Raw genomic sequence first — 19,120 nt, 5'->3', positions numbered from 1 at the left:
TGCCAGTCAGGCTCGATTGTGCGGCCTGTGTCGCAGCCAGTTCACTGATAAAGATGTTTTTTCTCGTTAAAGAACATGTGTCCGGGCGTCAAGCCCGAACACGATCACCATTGCGACAGTCTGGAAATGTCAGTCGCCGTAAGGCACCCAGACATTCTTCACCTCGACGGCGCGGCGCAGGAAAGCATCGCCGGCCGCCTCGTCGGATGCCCAGTCGAGGCTGCGGCCATTGCCGCTCCAGACGCGCTTGAGGTTGCCGATGGATTCGACCTCCGCCTTGGCGCAGGTCTCGGCGTCGGCGAACACCCAGAGCCCGTCGACATCGTCATGCTTGGCCAGCACGCCGGCAAGTTCCGCCGTGCGGCCGGTGACAATGTTGATCGCGCCGGCCGGAACGTCGGAATATTCGATGACCTGATAGAGATCGGTGGCGAGCAGCGGATAGCGTTCCGAAGGCACCGCGACCACCGTATTGCCCATGGCCAGCGCCGGCGCGATCAGCGAGATCAGGCCGAGCAGCGGCGAGGCATCCGGCGCGACGATGCCGACGACGCCGACCGGCTCATGCAGCGCCAGCGTCACGGCGCGGGCCGGCGGTTGGTGCACGCGCCCCTCGAACTTGTCGGCGAGGCCGGCATAGAGAAACAGCCTTTCGATGGATTGCTCTACCTCTTCCCGCGCGGCCTTGGCGTTGGCGCCGGTCAGCTCACTGAGACGGGCGGCGAATTCGCCGGCGCGGCCGGAAAGATTCTCCGCCAGGTAATACAGCACCTGGGAGCGGTTATAGGCGGTGGCTTCCGGCCAGCCCTTGCAGGCGCGTGCGGCGGCGACGGCGTCACGGATGTCCTTGCGGTTGCCAAAGCCGACTTCGCCGGCCAGCTTGCCCTTGGCGGTGGCGACAGCCAGCGAATAATTGCTATCGGGCCGAATTTGCTTGCCGCCGATGAACAGTTTTGCGGTGCGGTCGATGGCCGCGCCGTCAGCCTGCTCGACGGGCTGCGCGGAGACCACCGCCGGCTTGATGACCGGTCCGAGCGGCAGCTTTGCCGCGAGATATTCGAACATGCCTTCGCGCCCGCCCTCGCGGCCGAAGCCGCTCTCGCGGTAGCCGCCGAAGCCGCAAGCGGCGTCGAACATGTTGGTGCCGTTGACCCAGACCACGCCGGCCTTCAATTGCGGCGCCACGTGCAAGGCGAGGTTGACGTTCTCGCTCCACACGCTCGCCGCGAGCCCATAGCGCGTGTTGTTGGCAAGCTCGATCGCTTCCTCGGTGTTGCGGAAGGTCATGGTCGCCAGAACCGGTCCAAACACCTCTTCCTGCGCCAGGATATTAGCCGGCGAAACGCCGGTGGCGAGTGTCGGCAGATGGTAGTAGCCGGAAGACGGCAGTGCTGCGTCCGGCTGCCAGCAGACGGCGCCCTGCCTGGCGCCTTCGGCGACCAGGCCTTTGACGCGGTCAAGCTGGGTCAAGTCGACCAGCGGGCCGATATCGGTGTTCTTGTCGAGCGGGCTGCCGACGCGCAGCCGGCTCATCCGCGTCTTGACCTTGGCGATCAAGGCCTCGGCGATGCCTTCCTGTACCAGGAGCCGCGACCCGGCGCAGCAGACCTGGCCCTGGTTGAACCAGATGCCGTCGACCAGGCCTTCCACGGCGCTGTCGAGATCGGCATCCTCGAAGACGATGAAGGCCGACTTGCCGCCGAGCTCCAGCGACAGTTTTTTGCCCGACCCGGCGGTGGCTTTCCTGATGATCTTGCCGACTTCCGACGAGCCGGTGAAGGCGATCTTCTGGATGCCGGGATGGTTGACGATGGCCGCGCCCGCCTCTGGGCCGCCCTGCACGATGTTGACGACGCCCTTCGGCACGCCGGCACGCTCGCAGATTTCGGCGAACAGGATGGCGGTGAGCGGCGTGAATTCGGCAGGCTTCAGCACCACCGTGCAGCCGGCGGCCAGTGCCGGTGCGATCTTCCAGGCCAGCATCAGCAGCGGGAAATTCCACGGTATGATCTGACCGACGACACCGACGCCCTTGTGGCCGGGAAAATCCTTGTCCAGCGCTTGCGCCCAGCCGGCATGATGGATGAAATGGCGGATCGCCAGGGGCACGTCGATGTCGCGGCTTTCGCGGATCGGCTTGCCGTTGTCGATCGATTCCAGCACCGCGAACAGGCGCTGATGCCGCTGCATGGCGCGGCCGATGGCGTAGAGCACCTTTGCCCTGGCGTAGCCTGAACTGGCGCTCCATTTCGGCAACGCCTTGGTGGCGGCCGCAACCGCTGCGTCGATGTCGGCGGCACTGGCGTCGGAGACCTTGGCCAGCAGCTTGCCGGAAGACGGCTCGCTGGTGTCGAAGGTCTTGCCGCCGGAAGCGGCCTTCCAGGCACCGTCGATGAACAGCGCCTTGCCGAAATCGCGCGCGGCAAGCCACGCATCGGCCTCGTTGCGGGCTTCCGGCGCCGGGCCGTATTCCATGGCATGATAGCGGTCGAGAATATTCATGGGGGTGCCTCCTTCACCCTCCCCCTTGCGGGGAGGGTCGACCGGCGAAGCCGATCGGGGTGGGTGCTCAAGCCATTGCGTGGCGGTGATTGGCCGAATAGTGACCGGTCAGATGATGCTCGAGCTGCCGCTCGATGTCGGTCAAAAGGCTCGACGCGCCGAAGCGGAACAGTTCCGGTTCCAGCCATGGCCGGCCGAGTTCTTCCTTCATCAGCACCAGCCAGTCGAGCGAGGCCTTGGCGGTGGAAATGCCGCCGGCCGGCTTGAAGCCGATGAGATAGCCGGTTTCCTCGAAATAGGCCCTGATGGCGCGCACCATGGCAAGGCCAACGGGCAGCGTCGCGTTGACGCTTTCCTTGCCGGTCGAGGTCTTGATGAAATCGGCGCCCGCCATCATCGCCACCATCGAGGCCAGCATGACGTTGCGCAAAGTGGCGAGGTCACCGGTGCCCAGAATCACCTTCAGATGCGCGTCGCCGCAGGCGGCGCGCATCGAGACGATCTCGTTGTAGAGCTCCCGCCACTTGGCGCCGAACACCAGTCCGCGCGGAATGACGACGTCGATCTCGTCGGCGCCGTCGCGCACCGAAGCCTCGATTTCCTGCAGCCGGGTCGACAGGGGCGCCAGGCCATGCGGAAAGGCGGTGGAGACGGCCGCGACATGAATGCCGGTGCCGCGCACGGCATCGACGGCCGTGGCGACGAAGGGATGGTAGACGCAGACGGCAGCCGGCCGGATGGTTTCACCCGCAATGCCGAGGCCTTCGACGATGTCGCGGCGGAACGGGTTGATCGCCTTGGCGCAGAGCCGGCGCACGCGCTCCTCGGTGTCGTTGGAGTTCAGCGTCGTCAGATCCATGCAGGCGACGGCGCGCAGCAGCCAGGCCGCCTGGTTGTCGGCCTTGATCGAACGCCGTTTGGTCAGGCTGGCGACGCGCCGTTCCAGCGCCGAACGGTTGACGCTGCGCACCGATTCCATGAAGCCGAGGTCGAGTTTCATGCCGGGATTGCGCGCGATGCGATGGTCCAGCGGTACGGGGGTGTTGGCGGCGGCGCGGGCCGGCAGCGGCGTCACCTTGGACGCGCTGGTGCCAGGCTCGGCTTCGCGGATCGTGTTGCTCATTTCCTGCCCTTTCTCGTTTAGGGCGATACTTACACGATCGTTTGGACCGAGGCCACAAGCCTGTCGGTCCGATGCCGACCTTAGGCGTTGACGTAAGGCCTACTCGGCCGCCAGCTTGCGCCGAGCCGGGCCGATTTCAGCCTCCACGCCTTCGGGTTCGCCGTCATCCTGCTCATGCCTGCGCAATGAGGTGAGCCAATGGGAAAGGTCGTCGAGGTAGAGATAGATCACCGGCGTGGTGAAGAGCGTCAGCGCCTGGCTGACAAGCAGCCCGCCGAACATCGTGTAGCCGAGCGGCTGGCGGATTTCCGCCCCCGTACCGTTCTCCAGCATCAGCGGCAGCGCGCCCAGCATGGAGACCATGGTGGTCATCATGATCGGTCGGAAGCGCAGCAGGCAGGCCTGGCGGATCGATTCCAGCGAGCTGAGGTTCTGGTCCCTCTCGGCCGCGATGGCAAAGTCGACCATCATGATGCCGTTCTTCTTGACGATGCCGATGAGCAGGATGACGCCGATCAGGCCGATCAGGTTGAACTCCATATGGAAGACGAGCAGCGTACCCAGCGCGCCAAGCCCGGCGGAGGGCAGCGTGGAGAGAATGGTCAGCGGGTGGATGTAGCTTTCGTAGAGGATGCCGAGGATCAGGTAGACCACGACCAGGGCGCCGAGGATAAGCACTGGCACCGAAGACAGCGACTGCTGGAAGGCCTGCGCCGTCCCCGTGTAATTGGTCTGGATGGTCGCCGGCAGCCGCATCTCGGCGGCGGTTCTGTCGATCGCGGCGGTGGCCTGGCCGAGCGCGACATTGGGCGCCAGGTTGAAGCTGATCGTCACCGACGGGAACTGGCCTTCATGGTTGATCACCAGCGGCTGTACGGGCTTCGTGGTCCATCTGGCAATCGCCGAGAGCGGCACCTGCGAACCGCTCGGCGTCGTCAGATAGATCTGGTTGAGCGCCTTGATGTCGCCGCGCAGCGACGGCAGCACCTCCAGGATCACGTCATAGGTCGAAAGCTGAGTGAAATACTGGGCGATCTGGCGTTGCCCGAAGGCATCGTTGAGCGTGTTGTCGACATCGTTCGCCGTTAGCCCATAGCGGGCAGCCTGATCGCGATCGACCTGCAGCGTCAGCGTCGTGCCGGAACTCATCTGGTCGGTCGAGACGTCCCGCAATTCGGGCAGGCGCTGTAGGGCCGTCAACAGCTTGGGCGCCCAGCTATCCAGCGTGTCGAGGTCGCTGCTTTCCAGCACATATTGATATTGCGACGCGGATAGTTTGCCGCCGACGCGCACGTCCTGAGAGGCCTGCATGAACAAGCGCGCGCCTTGGACGGCCGAAAGCTTCGGCTGCAGCCGCCGGATGATCTGGTCGGCGGAAACGTCCCGCTCGTCGCGTGGCTTCAGCTGGATGAACATGCGGCCGGTGTTCTGCGTGTTGCCATTGCCGCCCGTCGATGCCGCAAAATGCGCCACCGCCGGATCCTTGGAGACGATCCCGGCAAATCGCGCCATGTAGGACTGCATCTGGCCGGTGGAGACATCCTGCCCGGCGATCACCTGGCCGAAGATCAGGCCGGTATCCTGCTGTGGGAAGAAGCCGCTCGGCACAAGCGTGAAGAAATAGCCGGTAAATCCCACACAGGTCAGGAACACCAGCAGCGTGATGAAACGATGCCCGAGCGCATGGTCGAGGCCGCGCTCATAGGCGCGCAGCATCCCGTCGAAAACGCTTTCGCTCCACCGGTAGAGCCTGCCGTGATGCTCCTCGTTCGCCGGCTTGATGAAACGCGAGGCCAGCATCGGCGTCAGCGTCAGCGAAACGCAGGCCGAAACCAGGATGGTCATCGCCAGCGTCACCGCGAACTCCTTGAACAGGCGGCCGATAATGCCGCTCATCAGGAGCAGCGGGATCAGCACGGCCACCAGCGAAATCGAGATCGACATGATGGTGAAGCCGATCTCGCTGGCCCCGCGGATCGCGGCATCCATCGGTTTTTCGCCATGCTCGATGTAGCGGACGATGTTCTCCAGCATGACGATGGCGTCGTCGACGACAAAGCCGATCGAGATCGTCAACGCCATCAGCGACAGATTGTCGATGCTGTAGCCGGCGGACCACATCAAGGCGCATGCGCCAAGCAGCGCCAGCGGCACGGTGAAAGCCGGGATGGCGGTTGCCCAGACATTTCGCAGGAACAGGAAGATCACCATCACCACCATCCCGATGGTGAGCATCAGCGTGAACTGCACGTCCGCCACCGAGGCGCGGATGGTCTGGGTGCGGTCGGAAAGCACCTGGAGCTTCAGTGAAGCCGGCATCGAGGCGGTCAGCATCGGCAGCTCCGCCTTGATCCTGTCGACCGTGTCGATGATGTTGGCGCCGGGCTCCTTGAATATGACGAGCACGACGCCGCGTGTCGTGTCGGTCCAACCGGCCTGGGTGTAGTCCTGCGCGTCGAGCACGGCCCGGCCGACATCCTTGACCCGCACCGGCGCGCCGTCGCGATAGGCGATGATGGCGTTGTTCCAGTCATCGGCCGCCGTCATCTGGTCGTTTGAGAAGATGGTGAAGGAGCGTACTTCGCCCTGGATGTTGCCCTTGGGCAGGTCCACCGTGCCGATCGACAGCGGGGGACGCACCGCTTCCAGTGACAGGCCCCTTGCCGCGAGCTTGGCCGGATCGAGCTGGACGCGGATCGACGGTGTCTGCTGGCCGCCGACCAGCACCTGGCCGACGCCGTCGACATGGCTGATCACCTGCGCGAGCTTGGTGTAGACGTCGTCGCTCAACGTTGTCAGCGGCAAGTCGGTCGAACTGGCCCCGATCAGCATGATCGGCGAATCCGTCGGGTTGACCTCCCGGTAGGTGGGCGGATTGGGAAGGTTCTTCGGCAGCTGTCCGCCGGCGGCATTGATGGCCGATTGCACCAGCCCGGCCGCCGATGCGATGTCGACGTCGAGCGCGAATTGCAAGGTGACCTGGCTGGAACCGGACAGGCTGCTCGATGTCATTTCGGCAATGCCCGGTATCTGCGCGAACTGCGTCTCGAGTGGCTGGGTCACCGACGACGCGATGGTGATCGGATCGGCGCCCGGCAGGCTGGTGGACACCTGGATCGTCGGAAAGTCGACGTTCGGCATCGCCGCGACCGGCAGGTTGAGATAGGCGACCACGCCGACGAACAGCACGCCGATCATCAGAAGCGACGTGGCGACGGGATAGCGGATGAAAGGCGTGGAAACACCGATCTGTGCCATCAGCTTGCACCTCCGGCAGCGCCGCTCTGCGCCTGTCCGGCGCCGGGAGCCGTGGATGCGTCGACGCTTGCGCCGTCAACCACCCGGTATTGGCCGGCAACCACGACACGTTGCCCCGCGGCGAGACCGTCGGTGACGACCGTCTCGCCGCCGTCGGAAGGGCCTGTCTTGACGGTCTGGCGACGGACCTTGGCGTCGTCGCCGACGACATAGGCGAAGAGCCCGTCAGGGCCATGCTGGACAGCTTCGTCGGGCACCACGATCGCGCCTGCCATCGTGCCGATGCGTATGCGTGTGTTGACGGACAGGCCCGGCCATAGCGCATTGTCCTGGTTCGTAAACGTTGCCTTGAGCGAAATCGTGCCGGAAGCCTGGTCGACCGCGTTCTGGATCGCTTCCAGCCTGCCGCTCGCCAGCACGGTCTTCATATCCGCGCCAAGTGTATCGATCGCAACCGGACCGGCCGCGAAAACCTTGTTGATGGTCGAAACCTCGTCCTGCGGTTGCGTGAATGACACATAGATCGGCTGAAGCTGCACGACCGTGAAAAGCCCGGGGCTCTGGCCGGCCTGCACGATGTTGCCCGGATCGATGGTGCGGAAGCTCGTCTTGCCGGTCAGCGGCGCCGTGATCTTGGTGAAATCGAGGTTGAGTTGCGCCGCCTCGACCGCGGCCTTGTCACCCTCGATCGTGGCGGCTGCCGTCGTGACCACTGCTTGCTGGTTATCGACATCCTGCTGCGTTTCGAACGTCTTTTTCAGGAGCGTGGAAAGGCGATTGAGAACGACCTGCGCGTTCTTGAGCGTCGCTTCGTCCTGCGCCTCCTTGGCCTTCGCCTGGTCGAGCGCCGCCTGATACGGGCGAGGGTCGATCTCGGCGAGCAGATCGCCCTGCTTGACCATCTGTCCCTGATCGACCGGAACCTGGTTGACGACACCGGCGACCCGGCTCGAGATGCTGACGCTGTTCAGCGGCGTAACCGTGCCGAGTCCATAGAGGTAAAGCGGGAAATCGGTCTTTTGCACGGTTGCCACGGTAACCGGCACCTTGGGTGCGGGCGGCGTCGATTGAGTGGCTGCCCTTGCCTCGGCGTGGTTGCGCCATATGCCGTAACCGCCGCCGAGCAGGAGGAGTGTGGTCAACAGGACGATGCCCCGGGAGCGCATGGGTCGTTTTCGCCTGGCTTGCTGTGTCGTGGAATTAGTCATGGTGCCGTCCACCTGGCTGGCAAGGATATCAAGCCTTTTTCGGGATGGTTGGGGGTTAGGACCGACCGCGTCGATCACCGGGACAGTAGTCCTGACGACCCAGCCCTGTCAGGTTACAAGTCGGTCATGTTGCGCCGCAGCATTCAAGGATGCGTGAGGCCGCGCTGAATGCACCATCGCGATAAAGTTACTCCCGGGGTCAGGGCTGAGCCTCGATCGACCGGGGGGATGCGAGGCGCTTGTTAACCGCCCACGGATACATCGGTCCGGTCGACGCAGGAGACGTCGCCATTGCCATTGCGGGGCACTTCGCCTGGCCTGAAATCAGATATGGCTGGGACGACGCGACAGGCGCGCGCTTGCCGTATTCGCTATTGGGAAGGAGTGGCCGGAGCTGTTGCGGCAGTCTATCCGGGCTTCGGTATTCGCCTGGAAAGGCAGCCTGTCCTCAGGTTGGGCAGAGGCCCTCAGCCGACGAAAGCGCGCTCGACGACGAAAGTCGCGGGATGGCTGAGCGAGCCTTCCTGGAAGCCGAGGCTTTCGGCGAGTTCCTTGACGTCCTTCAGCATATGCATCGAGCCGCAGATCATGATGCGGTCCGTTTCCGGATTGAGCTTCTCGATGCCGAGATCGGCGTAGAATTTGCCAGAGCCGATCAACGCGGTGATGCGGCCCATGCGAGCTGATTCTTCGCGGGTCGTCGAATTGTAGAGCGTGACGCGCCCGGTGGTCAGTTCGCCGATCAGCGGGTCGCTTTCCAGCGCCGCCACCAATTCCTGGCCGTAGGTCAGCTCGGCATTGTCGCGGCAGGTATGGGTCAGGATCAGCTGGTCGAATTTCTCATAGGTGTCGGGGTCGCGCAGCAGGCTGGCGAACGGCGCGATGCCGGTGCCGGTCGAAATCATGAACAGCCGCTTGGCCGGGGTCAGCGCGTCGACCACCAGCGTGCCGGTCGACTTCTGGCGCATGATGACGGTGTCGCCGACCTGGATCTTCTGCAGTTCCGAGGTCAGCGGGCCGTCCGGCACCTTGATCGAGAAGAATTCCAGCTCTTCGTCCCAAGCCGGGCTTGCCACCGAATAGGCGCGGAACACCGGCTTCTCGGCATTGGGCAGGCCGATCATGACGAACTCGCCGGAGCGGAAGCGCAGCGACTGCGGACGGGTGATGCGGAACGAGAACAACCGGTCGGTGTAGTGCTTCACCGAGACGACGGTTTCGGCATAGACATTGGCCGGTATAGGAAACTGCAGCAGGCGGGCGCCGGCGGTGTTGAAGGCGGATGTGGTGTTCATCAAATCCAACTTTCTGGCCCAACCGGGGACGCGGGCGCCAAACTTTTACCTGCGCGCCCGGACCGTTCAGGTCCCGGCGTGCTGCTCGCACACTCCAAAGCGGTAAGCTCTTGTGTCCGGAATTTATTAGTATACAAACGATATTTGCGTCAAGATACCGCCGCGAAACACCTTTCCAAACTGTGCCATATCCGTAGTCCCAGCATTTCGGGTTTCGACAATGAAAGAGAATTTTTCGGTGCAGCCGCCGGATTCCCTGGGCAGCGTCGTGGCCGGCATCGATGTCGGCGGGACCTTCACCGACCTGCTTCTGATCGACGGCAAGCACGGCGCCAAGGTGCATATCGCCAAGACCCCGACGACGGTCGACAACCAGGCCTTCGGCGTGGTTTCGGCACTTGGCGCCACCGGATTTGCGATCGACGGCATCGACCTCATCGTGCACGGCACGACCACCACCACCAATGCCGTGCTGGAGCGCCGGCTGGCCAAGACCGGCATGATCACCACGCGCGGCTTTCGCGACGTGATCGAGCTTGGCCGGCGCACGCGGCCGCAACCCTATGGCATGACCGGCACTTTCGTCCCCGTCATTCCGCGCAACCTGAGGCTCGAAGTGTCGGAGCGCGTCGAGGCTTCCGGCGCGGTGCGCACGCCGCTCGACGAGGCCGGGATGCGCGAGGCGGTGAAGGCGCTGATCGGGGCCGGCTGCGAATCCCTCGTCATCCACTTCCTGCATTCCTACGCCAACCCGTCGCATGAGCGGCGCGCCGCCGAGATCGCCGCGGAGCTCTGGCCGAACGGCTACATCACCACGGGCCATGCGCTGCTGTCGGAAGCGCGCGAATTCGAGCGCGGAGTCACGGCTTCCGTCAACGCCTCGGTGCAGCCGATCCTTGAGCGCTATGTCGAGCGGCTGCGCAAGGAATTGGCGGCAAAAGGCTATGCCCGCGACTTCCTGATCATGAACGGCAATGGCGGCATGATCTCGGCGCGCTTCGTCACACGTGAATCGGCCAAGACGGTCATGTCCGGCCCGGCCTCGGGCGTCATCGCCGCCGCCTATACGGGCAAGCGCGCCGGCTTCGAAAACCTCGTCACCTACGACATGGGCGGCACCTCGACCGACGTGGCGCTGATCCGCAACGCCGAGCCGGCGGTGTCGAACGAGATCGAGATCGAATATGCCATGCCCATCCATGTGCCGATGGTGGCGGTGCACACGGTCGGCGCCGGCGGCGGTTCCATCGCCCGCGTCGACGCGGCCGGCCTGATCCAGATCGGTCCCGAAAGCGCCGGCGCCAATCCCGGCCCGATTTGCTATGGCCGCGGCGGTCTCGAGCCGACCATCACCGACGCCAATCTGGTGCTCGGCCGGCTGGCGCCGAAGAAGCTGCTGGCGGTCGAAAACCCGGTCACATCAGAGCGCGTTACCGGCATTTTCGAGGAGAAGATCGGCAGGGCAACCGGTCTGTCGGGCGTCGAGGCGGCGGGCGCTGTGCTGCGGCTCGGCAACATGAAGATGGCCGGCGCCATCCGCATGGTCTCGGTGTCGCGTGGCCATGACCCGCGCGATTTCGCCCTGTTTGCCTTCGGCGGCGCCGGGCCGCTGCATGCGACCGCGCTGGCGCGCGAACTCGGCCTGCCACGGGTGCTGGTGCCGGCGCGTCCCGGCATCACCAATGCGCTCGGCTGCGTCGTCGCCGACCTGCGCCATGACTTCGTCAACACCATCAACCAGCCGGTTGCCGTGCTCGACGAAACCCAGATGCGCCAATTATTGGAACGGCACCGAAACGAAGGTGAGGAGCTGATCGGCAAGGAAGCGGTGAAGCCGGAGACGATCCGCGTCACCCACTCCGCCGACATGCAGTTCGTCGGCCAGACCCACATCATCAACGTGCCGCTGCCGTCCTCGACCGTGAGCCGGCAGGAGCTGCAAGCCCTGTTCGAAAAGGCCTATTTCGCCCGCTTCAAGGTCGAGCTGCCGGAAATCCGCGCCAACCTGGTCAACCTCAACACCTCGGTTACCGGCGTGCGCCCGGCGATCGACCTGTCGCGCCTGATCGACCCGGCCGGGCGCGCCGAGACGCTGGACGCGGCGCGGCGCGAGATCCGACCGGTCTGGTATGCGGGCCAGTGGCACGACACGCCGGTATACGCACGCGAAAAGTTACCGATCGATGCAGTCATCGAAGGGCCGGCGATCCTCGAACAGATGGATGCGACCACGGTGCTCGAACCCGGCGACCGCGCAAGGTCGGACGCCGACGGCAATATCATCATCGACATTGGCGAGGCCTGAGATGTCTGACGTTGATATGCCAAAGCTCGACGCCATCACGCTTTCGGTCCTCCAGGCGGCCTTGCAGCAGGTCTGCGACGAGATGGACCTGACATTCTCCCGCGCTGCCTTCTCGCCGGTCATTGCGGAAGCCAACGACCGCTCCGACGGCATCTATTCGGCCGTCGACGGCTCGCTGATCGCGCAAGGATCGCAAGGCCTGCCGGTGTTCGTCGGCGTCATGCAATATTCGACGAAAACGGTGATCGAGATGATCGCCGACGGCCGTTGCCTGGCCCCTGAGCCGGGCGACATCTACATCGTCAACGACCCCTATCTCGGCGGCACGCATCTGATGGATGTGCGCTTTGCCATGCCGGTCTACCGCGACGGCAAGATCTTCTGCTGGCTGTCCAACACCGGCCACTGGCCCGACATTGGCGGCTCTGTGCCGGGCGGTTTCTCGGCTTCCGCGACGGCGGTCGAGCAGGAAGGCTTGCGGCTGCCGCCGGTGAAACTGTTCAAGAAGGGCGTGCTCGACGCGGAAATCTACGCCATCATCTGCTCCAACATCCGCGTCGCCGACCAGCGCATCGGCGACATCAGGGCGCAGGCAGCGGCGCTGCTGATTGGTCAGGATCGGCTCAATGGAATCCTGGATCGTTACGGAGACGAAACTGTTGTCGAGGCGATCGCCGAACTGCGCCGCCGCGCCGCCGAGCAGATGCGCGCCAACATCGCGGCCATTCCCGACGGCACCTATCATTCGAAGGCCTTTGTCGATTCCGACGGCGTGGTCAACGAGCCGCTGACCATCGCGCTTGCGGTGGAGAAACAGGGCGACACGCTGACCTTCGATTTCGCCGGCTCGTCCAGGCCCTGCACCGGGCCGATGAACAGCGTGCTGGCGACGACCCTGTCCTCGGTCTATCTCGCCATGCGCCACATTTTCCCGGACGTGCCGATCAGCGCCGGCGCCTTCGAGCCGTTGATCGTCAAGCGGCCGGAAGGCACCTTCCTCGATGCCAAATATCCGCGTCCAGTGTCGGGCTGCGCGGCGGAAGTCTCGCAGCGCATCGCCGAAGCGGTGTTCGCGGCCATGGTGCAGGCTCTGCCGGACAAGGTGACGGCCGCACCCGCCGGCTCCAGCGGCAATTTCGCGCTGGGCGGCAACGACCCGGCGCGCGGCCGCGATTACGTCATGTACCAGATCTCCGGCGGCGGCTATGGCGGCAATTCGGGCCATGACGGGCTGACCAATGGCTGCTCGACCATCGGCATTTCCAAATCGCCGCCGGTCGAGATCATGGAGCAGGCCTTCCCGGTGCTCTACCGCCACTACGCCCTGCGCGAAGGCTCGGGCGGCGCCGGCAAGCATCGCGGCGGTTTTGGCCTCGCCTATGAGGTGGAGATCCTGCGCGGCGATGCGCGGGCCTCCTTCGTCATGGATCACGGCCGTTTCGGCCCGCAAGGCGCGCTCGGCGGCAAGGATGGCGAACCCAACAGCGTGACCGTCTTCCGTGGCGGCGTCGAACATGTGCCGCCGCATCTGTCCAAGGAGCAGGACATCCCGCTCAAGGCCGGCGACCGCGTGCGCGTCGGCACGCCAGGCGGTGGCGGCTATGGCGATCCGTTAGAGCGTGACGCCAATCTCGTGCTTCGCGACGTAGCGCTGGGGTACTACACCTCAGAGGAAGCCAGCGAGAAGTTCGGCGTGGTTCTGTCGGCGGGCGGTCTCACAATTGACCGCAAGGCGACGGACCGGCAGCGCGCCGGCTAACGCACTGCTATCCGCCACGGCGTGGATCGCTCACGGCGCCGTGATCGCCGCAGCACATGTCGCTTCCGTCTCCGCCGAAAGCACCAAAGCCCGTAGACTTCCCCAGTCAACGGAGATCTGGAACATGCGTCTTTTCGGTCGTTTCGTGCTTGCCGCTTCCGTCGCCCTTACCCTTGCCAGCGGTGCCGCCAGCGCCCAGGACAAGCTCAGGATCGGCACCGAGGGCGCCTATCCGCCCTTCAACTATGCCAATGCCGACGGCACGCTGGGCGGCTTCGACATCGATCTCGGCAAGGCGTTGTGTGCTGAGATGAAGGCCGAATGCGAATTCACCGTTCAGGATTTCGACGGCTCTATTCCGGCGCTGCAAGCCGGCAAGTTCGATGCCATCATCAACATCACCATTACGCCCGAGCGGGCCGAGAAGGTCGAGTTCACCCACAAATATTACCAGACGCCGCCGGCCATCGCCGTGCCGAAGGATTCGACCATCGCGGGCACCTCACCCGACGATTTGAAGGGCAAGGCGCTCGGCGTGCAGACCGCCACCATCCACCAGAAATTCGCCGAGCAGAAATATGCGGGCTCGACCGTCAAGGCCTACCCGACCGGCGACGATGCCCGCACCGACATGGCCAATGGCCGCCTCGACGCCATGATGGACGGCTCGATCATCCTGACAGAATGGCTGAAGAAGCCCGATGGCGCCTGCTGCAAGCTGCTCGGCACGCTGACGGCCGATCCGGCCATTCACGGACCCGGCGTCGGCATCGCCCTGCAGAAGGGCAACAAGGAACTTGCCGGTAAGTTCAATGCGGCGATCGACGCCTTGCGCGCCAACGGCAAATACAAGGAAATCAACGACAAGTATTTTGCCTTCGACGTCTACGGCAACTGAGACCGGCAACCAATGCCTTCCGGCAGCGCCGCTTGGCGCTGCTGCTTTTCATGAATGATGGAGACCTTCTTGGCTGAGCGGCGTTCCCCCTTCTACAGCAGCATCGTCGGGCTCGGCGCGACCATGGGTCGGGTCGGCGGCGATTTCATCTCGGCCAAATATTATTCCGGCATCGCCGACGAGCACCTGAACACGCGCGCCAATGTCGGCGTGCAGGATCTCAGCACCATGGGCAAGATGGACATCAAGGGGCCGGAGGCCGAGGCGCTGGTCAACCATGTCATCGTCAACGACGCGGCGGCGATGAAGCCGGGCCAGGTCCGCTACTCCACGGTCTGCCGCGAGGATGGCGGCATCATGGACGACCTCACCGTGTTCCGGTTGGCGACTGAGCATTTCATGCTCGTCACCGGCTCGGTCAACCGGCTGAAGATGCTGCCCTGGCTGCAGCACCATGCCCAGGGCCGCAAGGCCTATGTCACCGACATCACCGCCGCCGTCGCCTTCCCGACCATCCAGGGTCCGCGCTCGCGCGAACTGTTGAAGGCGATGATCTCGGATGCCGATCTGGACGGTCTCAAGCGCTGGGCGTTCACGTCGGGCCATGTCAATGGCACTCGCGTCCTGATCTCGCGCACCGGCGTCACCGGCGAGCTCGGCTTCGAACTCTTCGTGCCGGCCGACGAGGCGGCCTCCGTCTGGGATACGTTGATGCGGGCCGGCAAGGACTTCGGCCTGAAACCCTATGGCGTGCTGGCGATGTTCACGCTCGGCCTGGAAAAGGCCTATCCGGCGCATGGCATCGACATGGACGAGAGCCGCACGCCGTTCCATGTCGGCCTCGACCGCTGGATCAAGTTCGACAAGGGCGATTTCATCGGCCGCGAAGCGCTGCTCAAAATCCGCGACAAGGGCCTCGACGAGCGCTGGACGGGACTGATCCTCGACGGCGACAAACCGGCGGCGACGGACGCCAGGATCCTGGCCGATGGCGAGGATGCCGGCATCGTCACCTACAGCGACCACGGCTACTCTCTCGGCAGGGTGCTGGCCACCGCGCATCTGCGCTTGCCGTTCACGGCGGTCGGTACCGAACTCAGCATCGACATTAATGGCGTGCCGACCCGCGCGGTCGTGGCGCCGATGCCGTTTTTCGATCCGGAGGGTATGAGGTTGAGGGGGTAGCCCGGCTTGCCTGGAATCGTTTTGGTCTCGCCCTTGAGGTTATGATACGATCTTCCAATGAAATCACTTAATTCAAGAATCATCCGTTCGGCCAAGACAGGCCAGTTCGTCTTGACGAGCGTGCGCGGCGAGAAAATCAGCGCCGTGGAAGGCATGAAGCTCTCCCCTCGCATGGGTGAAATACTTAGCCAGGGCGTGCGGCGCGGACTCTCCGGTGATGAGCGGCGCTCGCTCATCAAGGAAGAAATCCGCAAAAAGAAATAGACATTGGCCTACGCTGCCGAGTTCGATCCGCTATGCTATCCCGGCACGACGGTGCTCATCAATCTGCTGGACGTCCGCGATCAGGCCGAACTCGATGAGGTTGAACTCGCCCTGTTCCTGACTCGCGCCGATGAGCCTCTTCCGGCAGGCGAACTCGACTACGTTCACTACCTCAGCCTGCACCGGCACTTGTTCCAGGATGTATATGGCTGGGCGGGCCAGGCGCGCACGATCCGCATCGGCAAGGCCGGCAGCTGGTTCTGTTATCCTGAGCACATAGCCAGTGAGATGGCGCGGGTGTTCCGCGAACTCGGCAACCCCGACCATCTGGCTGATCTTGACACAGTCAGCTTTGCGAAGCATCTGGCGCACATCATCGCGGAGATCAATGCCGTTCACCCATTTCGTGAAGGCAATGGCCGTACCCAGCTTACATTCCTTGCCATGCTCGCCGAGCACGCAGGCTTCACGTTCAACGCCGATATCCTCGACCGTGACCGGGTGATTCAGGCCATGATTGACAGTTTCAGTGGGTCCGAGGCACCACTACAGGCTCTCATCGAAGACATCATTGCGTAGCTCGCCGGCTCACCCCCGCCGATCCAGCCGCGCCACCAATCGATCCCCCGCCCACTGGATTCCACACACCAGGATGATCAGCACGATCACCACCGCCACCATCACCGAGGTCTCGAAGCGCTGGTAGCCATAGCGGATGGCGAGGTCGCCGAGGCCGCCGGCGCCGATGGCGCCGGCCATGGCCGAGGCGCCGATCAGCGTCACCAGCGTTACCGTGAAGCCGGCGACGATGCCAGGCAGCGCCTCGGGCACCAGCACCTCGCCGATGATCGTCCAGCGGTTGCCGCCCATGGCCCGCGCCGCTTCGATCAGCCCGTGATCGACCTCGCGCAGCGACACTTCGGCGATGCGGGCGTAATAGGGCGTGGCGGCGATCGACAGCGGCACGATCGCCGCCCAGGTGCCGATCGAGGTGCCGACGATCAGCCGCGTCAGCGGGATCAGCGCCACCAGAAGGATGATGAACGGCACCGACCGGAAGCCATTGATGATTGCGCCGAGCACGCGGTTCACCCACAGGTTTTCGGCGATGCCGCCGCGTTCGGTTGATATCAAGGCCAGCCCAAGCGGCAGGCCGAAGACCAGCGAGATCAGGCCGGAGGCGGACGTCATCAGCACCGTCTCCCAGATCGAACGCAGCAGAAGCTCAAACAGGATTGGCGACATGGCCAAGCACCTCCACCCGCGCCTGGCGGGCCTTCAGGAATGTGATGATTTCGGCGAGATGGCTCGCATCGCCGCCGGGAACGGAGAGAAACAGCGTGCCGACCGGCTGTTGCTGGATATGGTCGATGCCGCCATGGACGAGGCGGAAGGCGCCCGGAACAGAAGTGGCAAGGTCGGACAGCAATGGTCCACGCGCGACCTCGCCAGCCACATCGATACGCAGGATCGTCTCCGCGCCGGAAGCCGGCAGCAGCCGCGCCGCCAGTTCGGCCGGCAGTTGCGGCCGGATGCCGCCGAGCAGGCTTTTGGTGATGTCCGATTGCGGGTCGGCGAACACCGACCAGACCGGCCCTTCCTCGACGATGCGCCCGGCATCGATCACCGCCACGCGGTCGGCGATCGAACGGATCACCTCCATCTCATGGGTGATCAGCAGAATGGTCAGGCCAAGCTGCCGGTTGATGTCTTTCAGCAGCGCCAGGATCGAGCGCGTCGTCTCCGGGTCGAGCGCCGAAGTTGCTTCGTCCGACAACAGCAGCGCCGGGCGCGCGGCCAGCGCCCGGGCGATGCCGACGCGCTGCTTCTGGCCGCCTGACAGCGATGCCGGATAGGCCCGGGCTTTCTCCGACAGGGCAACAAGTTCAAGCAGCTCCGCCGCCCGCGCCAGCCGCTCGGCCTTCGGACGGCCCTCGATCTTCAGCGGCAGCGCCACATTGTCCTCGACCGTCTTGGCCGACAAAAGGTTGAAGTGCTGGAAGATCATGCCGATGCGTCGGCGCAGCGGCTGCAGGTCACGCTCGCCGAGCTGGCTGATCTCGCGACCCTCGATGAACACCTCGCCGGAATCGGGCCGCTCCAGCCCGTTCAGGCAGCGGATAAGCGTCGATTTGCCGGCGCCGCTGCGGCCGATAATGCCAAGGATCTCGCCCTTGCGCACCGTCAGCGAGATGCCGTCGATCGCCGGCGTGGCGCCAAAGTGGCGCTTCAGGTCGACAAGGCGCACCACGTCTTGCGACGCGTCGGGTCTCGCGTGGTTCGGATCGGCGATCGCCTGGGATGCCGTGATATGCTGGTTCATGCGTGTTCCTGCTCTCGCCATCCGAAAATGCAAGTGCGGCCCGCGCTCAGGCGCGGACCGCATTTGCTCTCGAACCGGGCGTCCGGTCGCGGATCAATAGGCGCTGAGGCCGGTGCCCTTGTAGACCTTGTCGAACTCGGCCTTGACCGCGTCGTTCTGGTACGAGGCCACCAGCGTCTTCACCCAGGCGTCGTTTTCATTGCCGACCTTGACCGCGATGAAGTTGCGGTACGGATTGTCGGCAATGGGTTCCTGCGCGATGCGGTTTTCCGGCGTCAGGCCGCTCTTCAGCGCCCAGTCGGTGTTGACCACGGCGGCGTCGAGATCCTCGACCGAGCGGCCGACGATGCCGGCATCAAGTTCCTTGATCTCGACCTTCTTGGGGTTCTCCGCAATGTCGGCGGTGGTGGCCAGAATGCCGGTACCGTCCTTCAGCTTGATCACGCCCTCGTTCTGCAGCACGCGCAGCGCCCGGCCTTCATTGGACGGGTCGTTCGGCACGCCGATGACAGCGCCTCCCGGCAGGTCGGCGACCGCCTTGTACTTCTTGGAGTAAAGGCCGATCGGCCAGACCCCGGTATAGCCGACGCGCACGATGTGATAGCCTTGAGTCTTTATCTGGTTGTCGAGATAGGGCTGGTGCTGGAAGGCGTTGGCGTCGATCTCGCCGCGCTCGAGCGCTTCGTTGGGCTGCGTGTAATCGTTGAACACCACGGTCTCGATGGTCAGGCCCTTCTCGGCGGCCTGGGCGACCACGACGCGCCAGACATCCTCGTCCTCGCCGCTGATGATGCCGACCTTGATTGCCTTCTTGTCCTCGGCGAAGGACGCATGCGGCGCCATCAGGCTGCCGACCGCGACGGCCGATGCGAACAGCAGAGCAAGGCCGCCGCGCCGGTTGAGGGTTGACCAAAGGGAAGAGGGCAAAGTGTTGTTGACGTCGGACATGATTGATCTCTGCGGTTGTGAAGTCATGACAGCAAGGCGGATTGCCCAAGCT

General features: G+C 64.2%; 14 protein-coding genes. 6 read left to right on the top strand and 8 right to left on the bottom strand.

Annotation, left to right across the window (positions count from 1 at the left end):
* Positions 1-129: 129 nt before the first annotated feature.
* From D3242_RS21610 to D3242_RS21590, 5 genes are all read right to left on the bottom strand, one after another.
* Complete coding sequence (locus D3242_RS21610) at positions 130-2,502, bottom strand: aldehyde dehydrogenase family protein (protein WP_064985321.1); 2,373 nt, start codon at positions 2,500-2,502, stop codon at positions 130-132.
* A 67-nt stretch (positions 2,503-2,569) separates the two neighbouring features.
* Complete coding sequence (deoC, locus tag D3242_RS21605) at positions 2,570-3,625, bottom strand: deoxyribose-phosphate aldolase (protein ID WP_038651093.1); 1,056 nt, start codon at positions 3,623-3,625, stop codon at positions 2,570-2,572.
* A gap of 99 nt (positions 3,626-3,724) precedes the next feature.
* Entirely contained in the window at positions 3,725-6,883 is a 3,159-nt protein-coding gene (locus D3242_RS21600; RefSeq protein WP_019862388.1) for an efflux RND transporter permease subunit, read from the bottom strand.
* Entirely contained in the window at positions 6,883-8,025 is a 1,143-nt protein-coding gene (locus D3242_RS21595; protein WP_223217832.1) for an efflux RND transporter periplasmic adaptor subunit, read from the bottom strand. The genes D3242_RS21600 and D3242_RS21595 overlap by 1 nt, the downstream gene beginning before the upstream one ends.
* A 533-nt stretch (positions 8,026-8,558) precedes the next feature.
* The gene (locus D3242_RS21590; protein ID WP_064985319.1) at positions 8,559-9,386 is read right to left on the bottom strand and encodes a ferredoxin--NADP reductase; all 828 of its coding nucleotides are present in this window, start codon (positions 9,384-9,386) and stop codon (positions 8,559-8,561) included.
* 220 nt (positions 9,387-9,606) lie between these two features.
* Here D3242_RS21590 and D3242_RS21585 point away from each other — a divergent pair, with 220 nt between their 5' ends.
* From D3242_RS21585 to D3242_RS21560, 6 genes are all read left to right on the top strand, one after another.
* Entirely contained in the window at positions 9,607-11,691 is a 2,085-nt protein-coding gene (locus tag D3242_RS21585; protein ID WP_064985318.1) for a hydantoinase/oxoprolinase family protein, read from the top strand.
* A gap of 16 nt (positions 11,692-11,707) precedes the next feature.
* Positions 11,708-13,450 carry a hydantoinase B/oxoprolinase family protein gene (locus tag D3242_RS21580; RefSeq protein WP_064985426.1) on the top strand — a complete coding sequence of 581 codons (1,743 nt, stop codon included), beginning with the start codon at positions 11,708-11,710 and terminating at the stop codon, positions 13,448-13,450.
* Between the two features lie 124 nt (positions 13,451-13,574).
* Positions 13,575-14,348: an ABC transporter substrate-binding protein gene (locus tag D3242_RS21575; protein WP_038651105.1), complete on the top strand. Its 774-nt coding sequence runs from the start codon at positions 13,575-13,577 to the stop codon at positions 14,346-14,348.
* Positions 14,349-14,402: 54 nt separating this feature from the next.
* Positions 14,403-15,533: an aminomethyl transferase family protein gene (locus tag D3242_RS21570; RefSeq protein ID WP_038651108.1), complete on the top strand. Its 1,131-nt coding sequence runs from the start codon at positions 14,403-14,405 to the stop codon at positions 15,531-15,533.
* 57 nt (positions 15,534-15,590) lie between these two features.
* Positions 15,591-15,797 carry a hypothetical protein gene (locus D3242_RS21565; protein ID WP_064985317.1) on the top strand — a complete coding sequence of 69 codons (207 nt, stop codon included), beginning with the start codon at positions 15,591-15,593 and terminating at the stop codon, positions 15,795-15,797.
* A gap of 3 nt (positions 15,798-15,800) precedes the next feature.
* Complete coding sequence (locus D3242_RS21560) at positions 15,801-16,376, top strand: Fic/DOC family protein (protein ID WP_064985316.1); 576 nt, start codon at positions 15,801-15,803, stop codon at positions 16,374-16,376.
* A 9-nt stretch (positions 16,377-16,385) separates the two neighbouring features.
* Here the strand turns inward: D3242_RS21560 and D3242_RS21555 are convergent, their stop codons facing one another.
* The 3 genes from D3242_RS21555 to D3242_RS21545 all read right to left on the bottom strand — a co-directional run bounded on the left by D3242_RS21555 (position 16,386) and on the right by D3242_RS21545 (position 19,068).
* Positions 16,386-17,042: a methionine ABC transporter permease gene (locus D3242_RS21555; protein WP_064985425.1), complete on the bottom strand. Its 657-nt coding sequence runs from the start codon at positions 17,040-17,042 to the stop codon at positions 16,386-16,388.
* Entirely contained in the window at positions 17,023-18,120 is a 1,098-nt protein-coding gene (locus D3242_RS21550) for a methionine ABC transporter ATP-binding protein (RefSeq protein ID WP_064985315.1), read from the bottom strand. Before D3242_RS21550 ends, D3242_RS21555 begins: the two co-directional genes overlap by 20 nt.
* A gap of 93 nt (positions 18,121-18,213) precedes the next feature.
* Positions 18,214-19,068 carry a MetQ/NlpA family lipoprotein gene (locus D3242_RS21545; protein WP_064985314.1) on the bottom strand — a complete coding sequence of 285 codons (855 nt, stop codon included), beginning with the start codon at positions 19,066-19,068 and terminating at the stop codon, positions 18,214-18,216.
* Positions 19,069-19,120: the final 52 nt, after the last annotated feature.

The organism is Mesorhizobium jarvisii, from assembly GCF_003601985.1.
Taxonomy (GTDB): domain Bacteria; phylum Pseudomonadota; class Alphaproteobacteria; order Rhizobiales; family Rhizobiaceae; genus Mesorhizobium; species Mesorhizobium jarvisii.
Note: the sequence above shows the minus strand (reverse complement) of the source record. Positions and strands in the feature narration are given on the sequence as shown.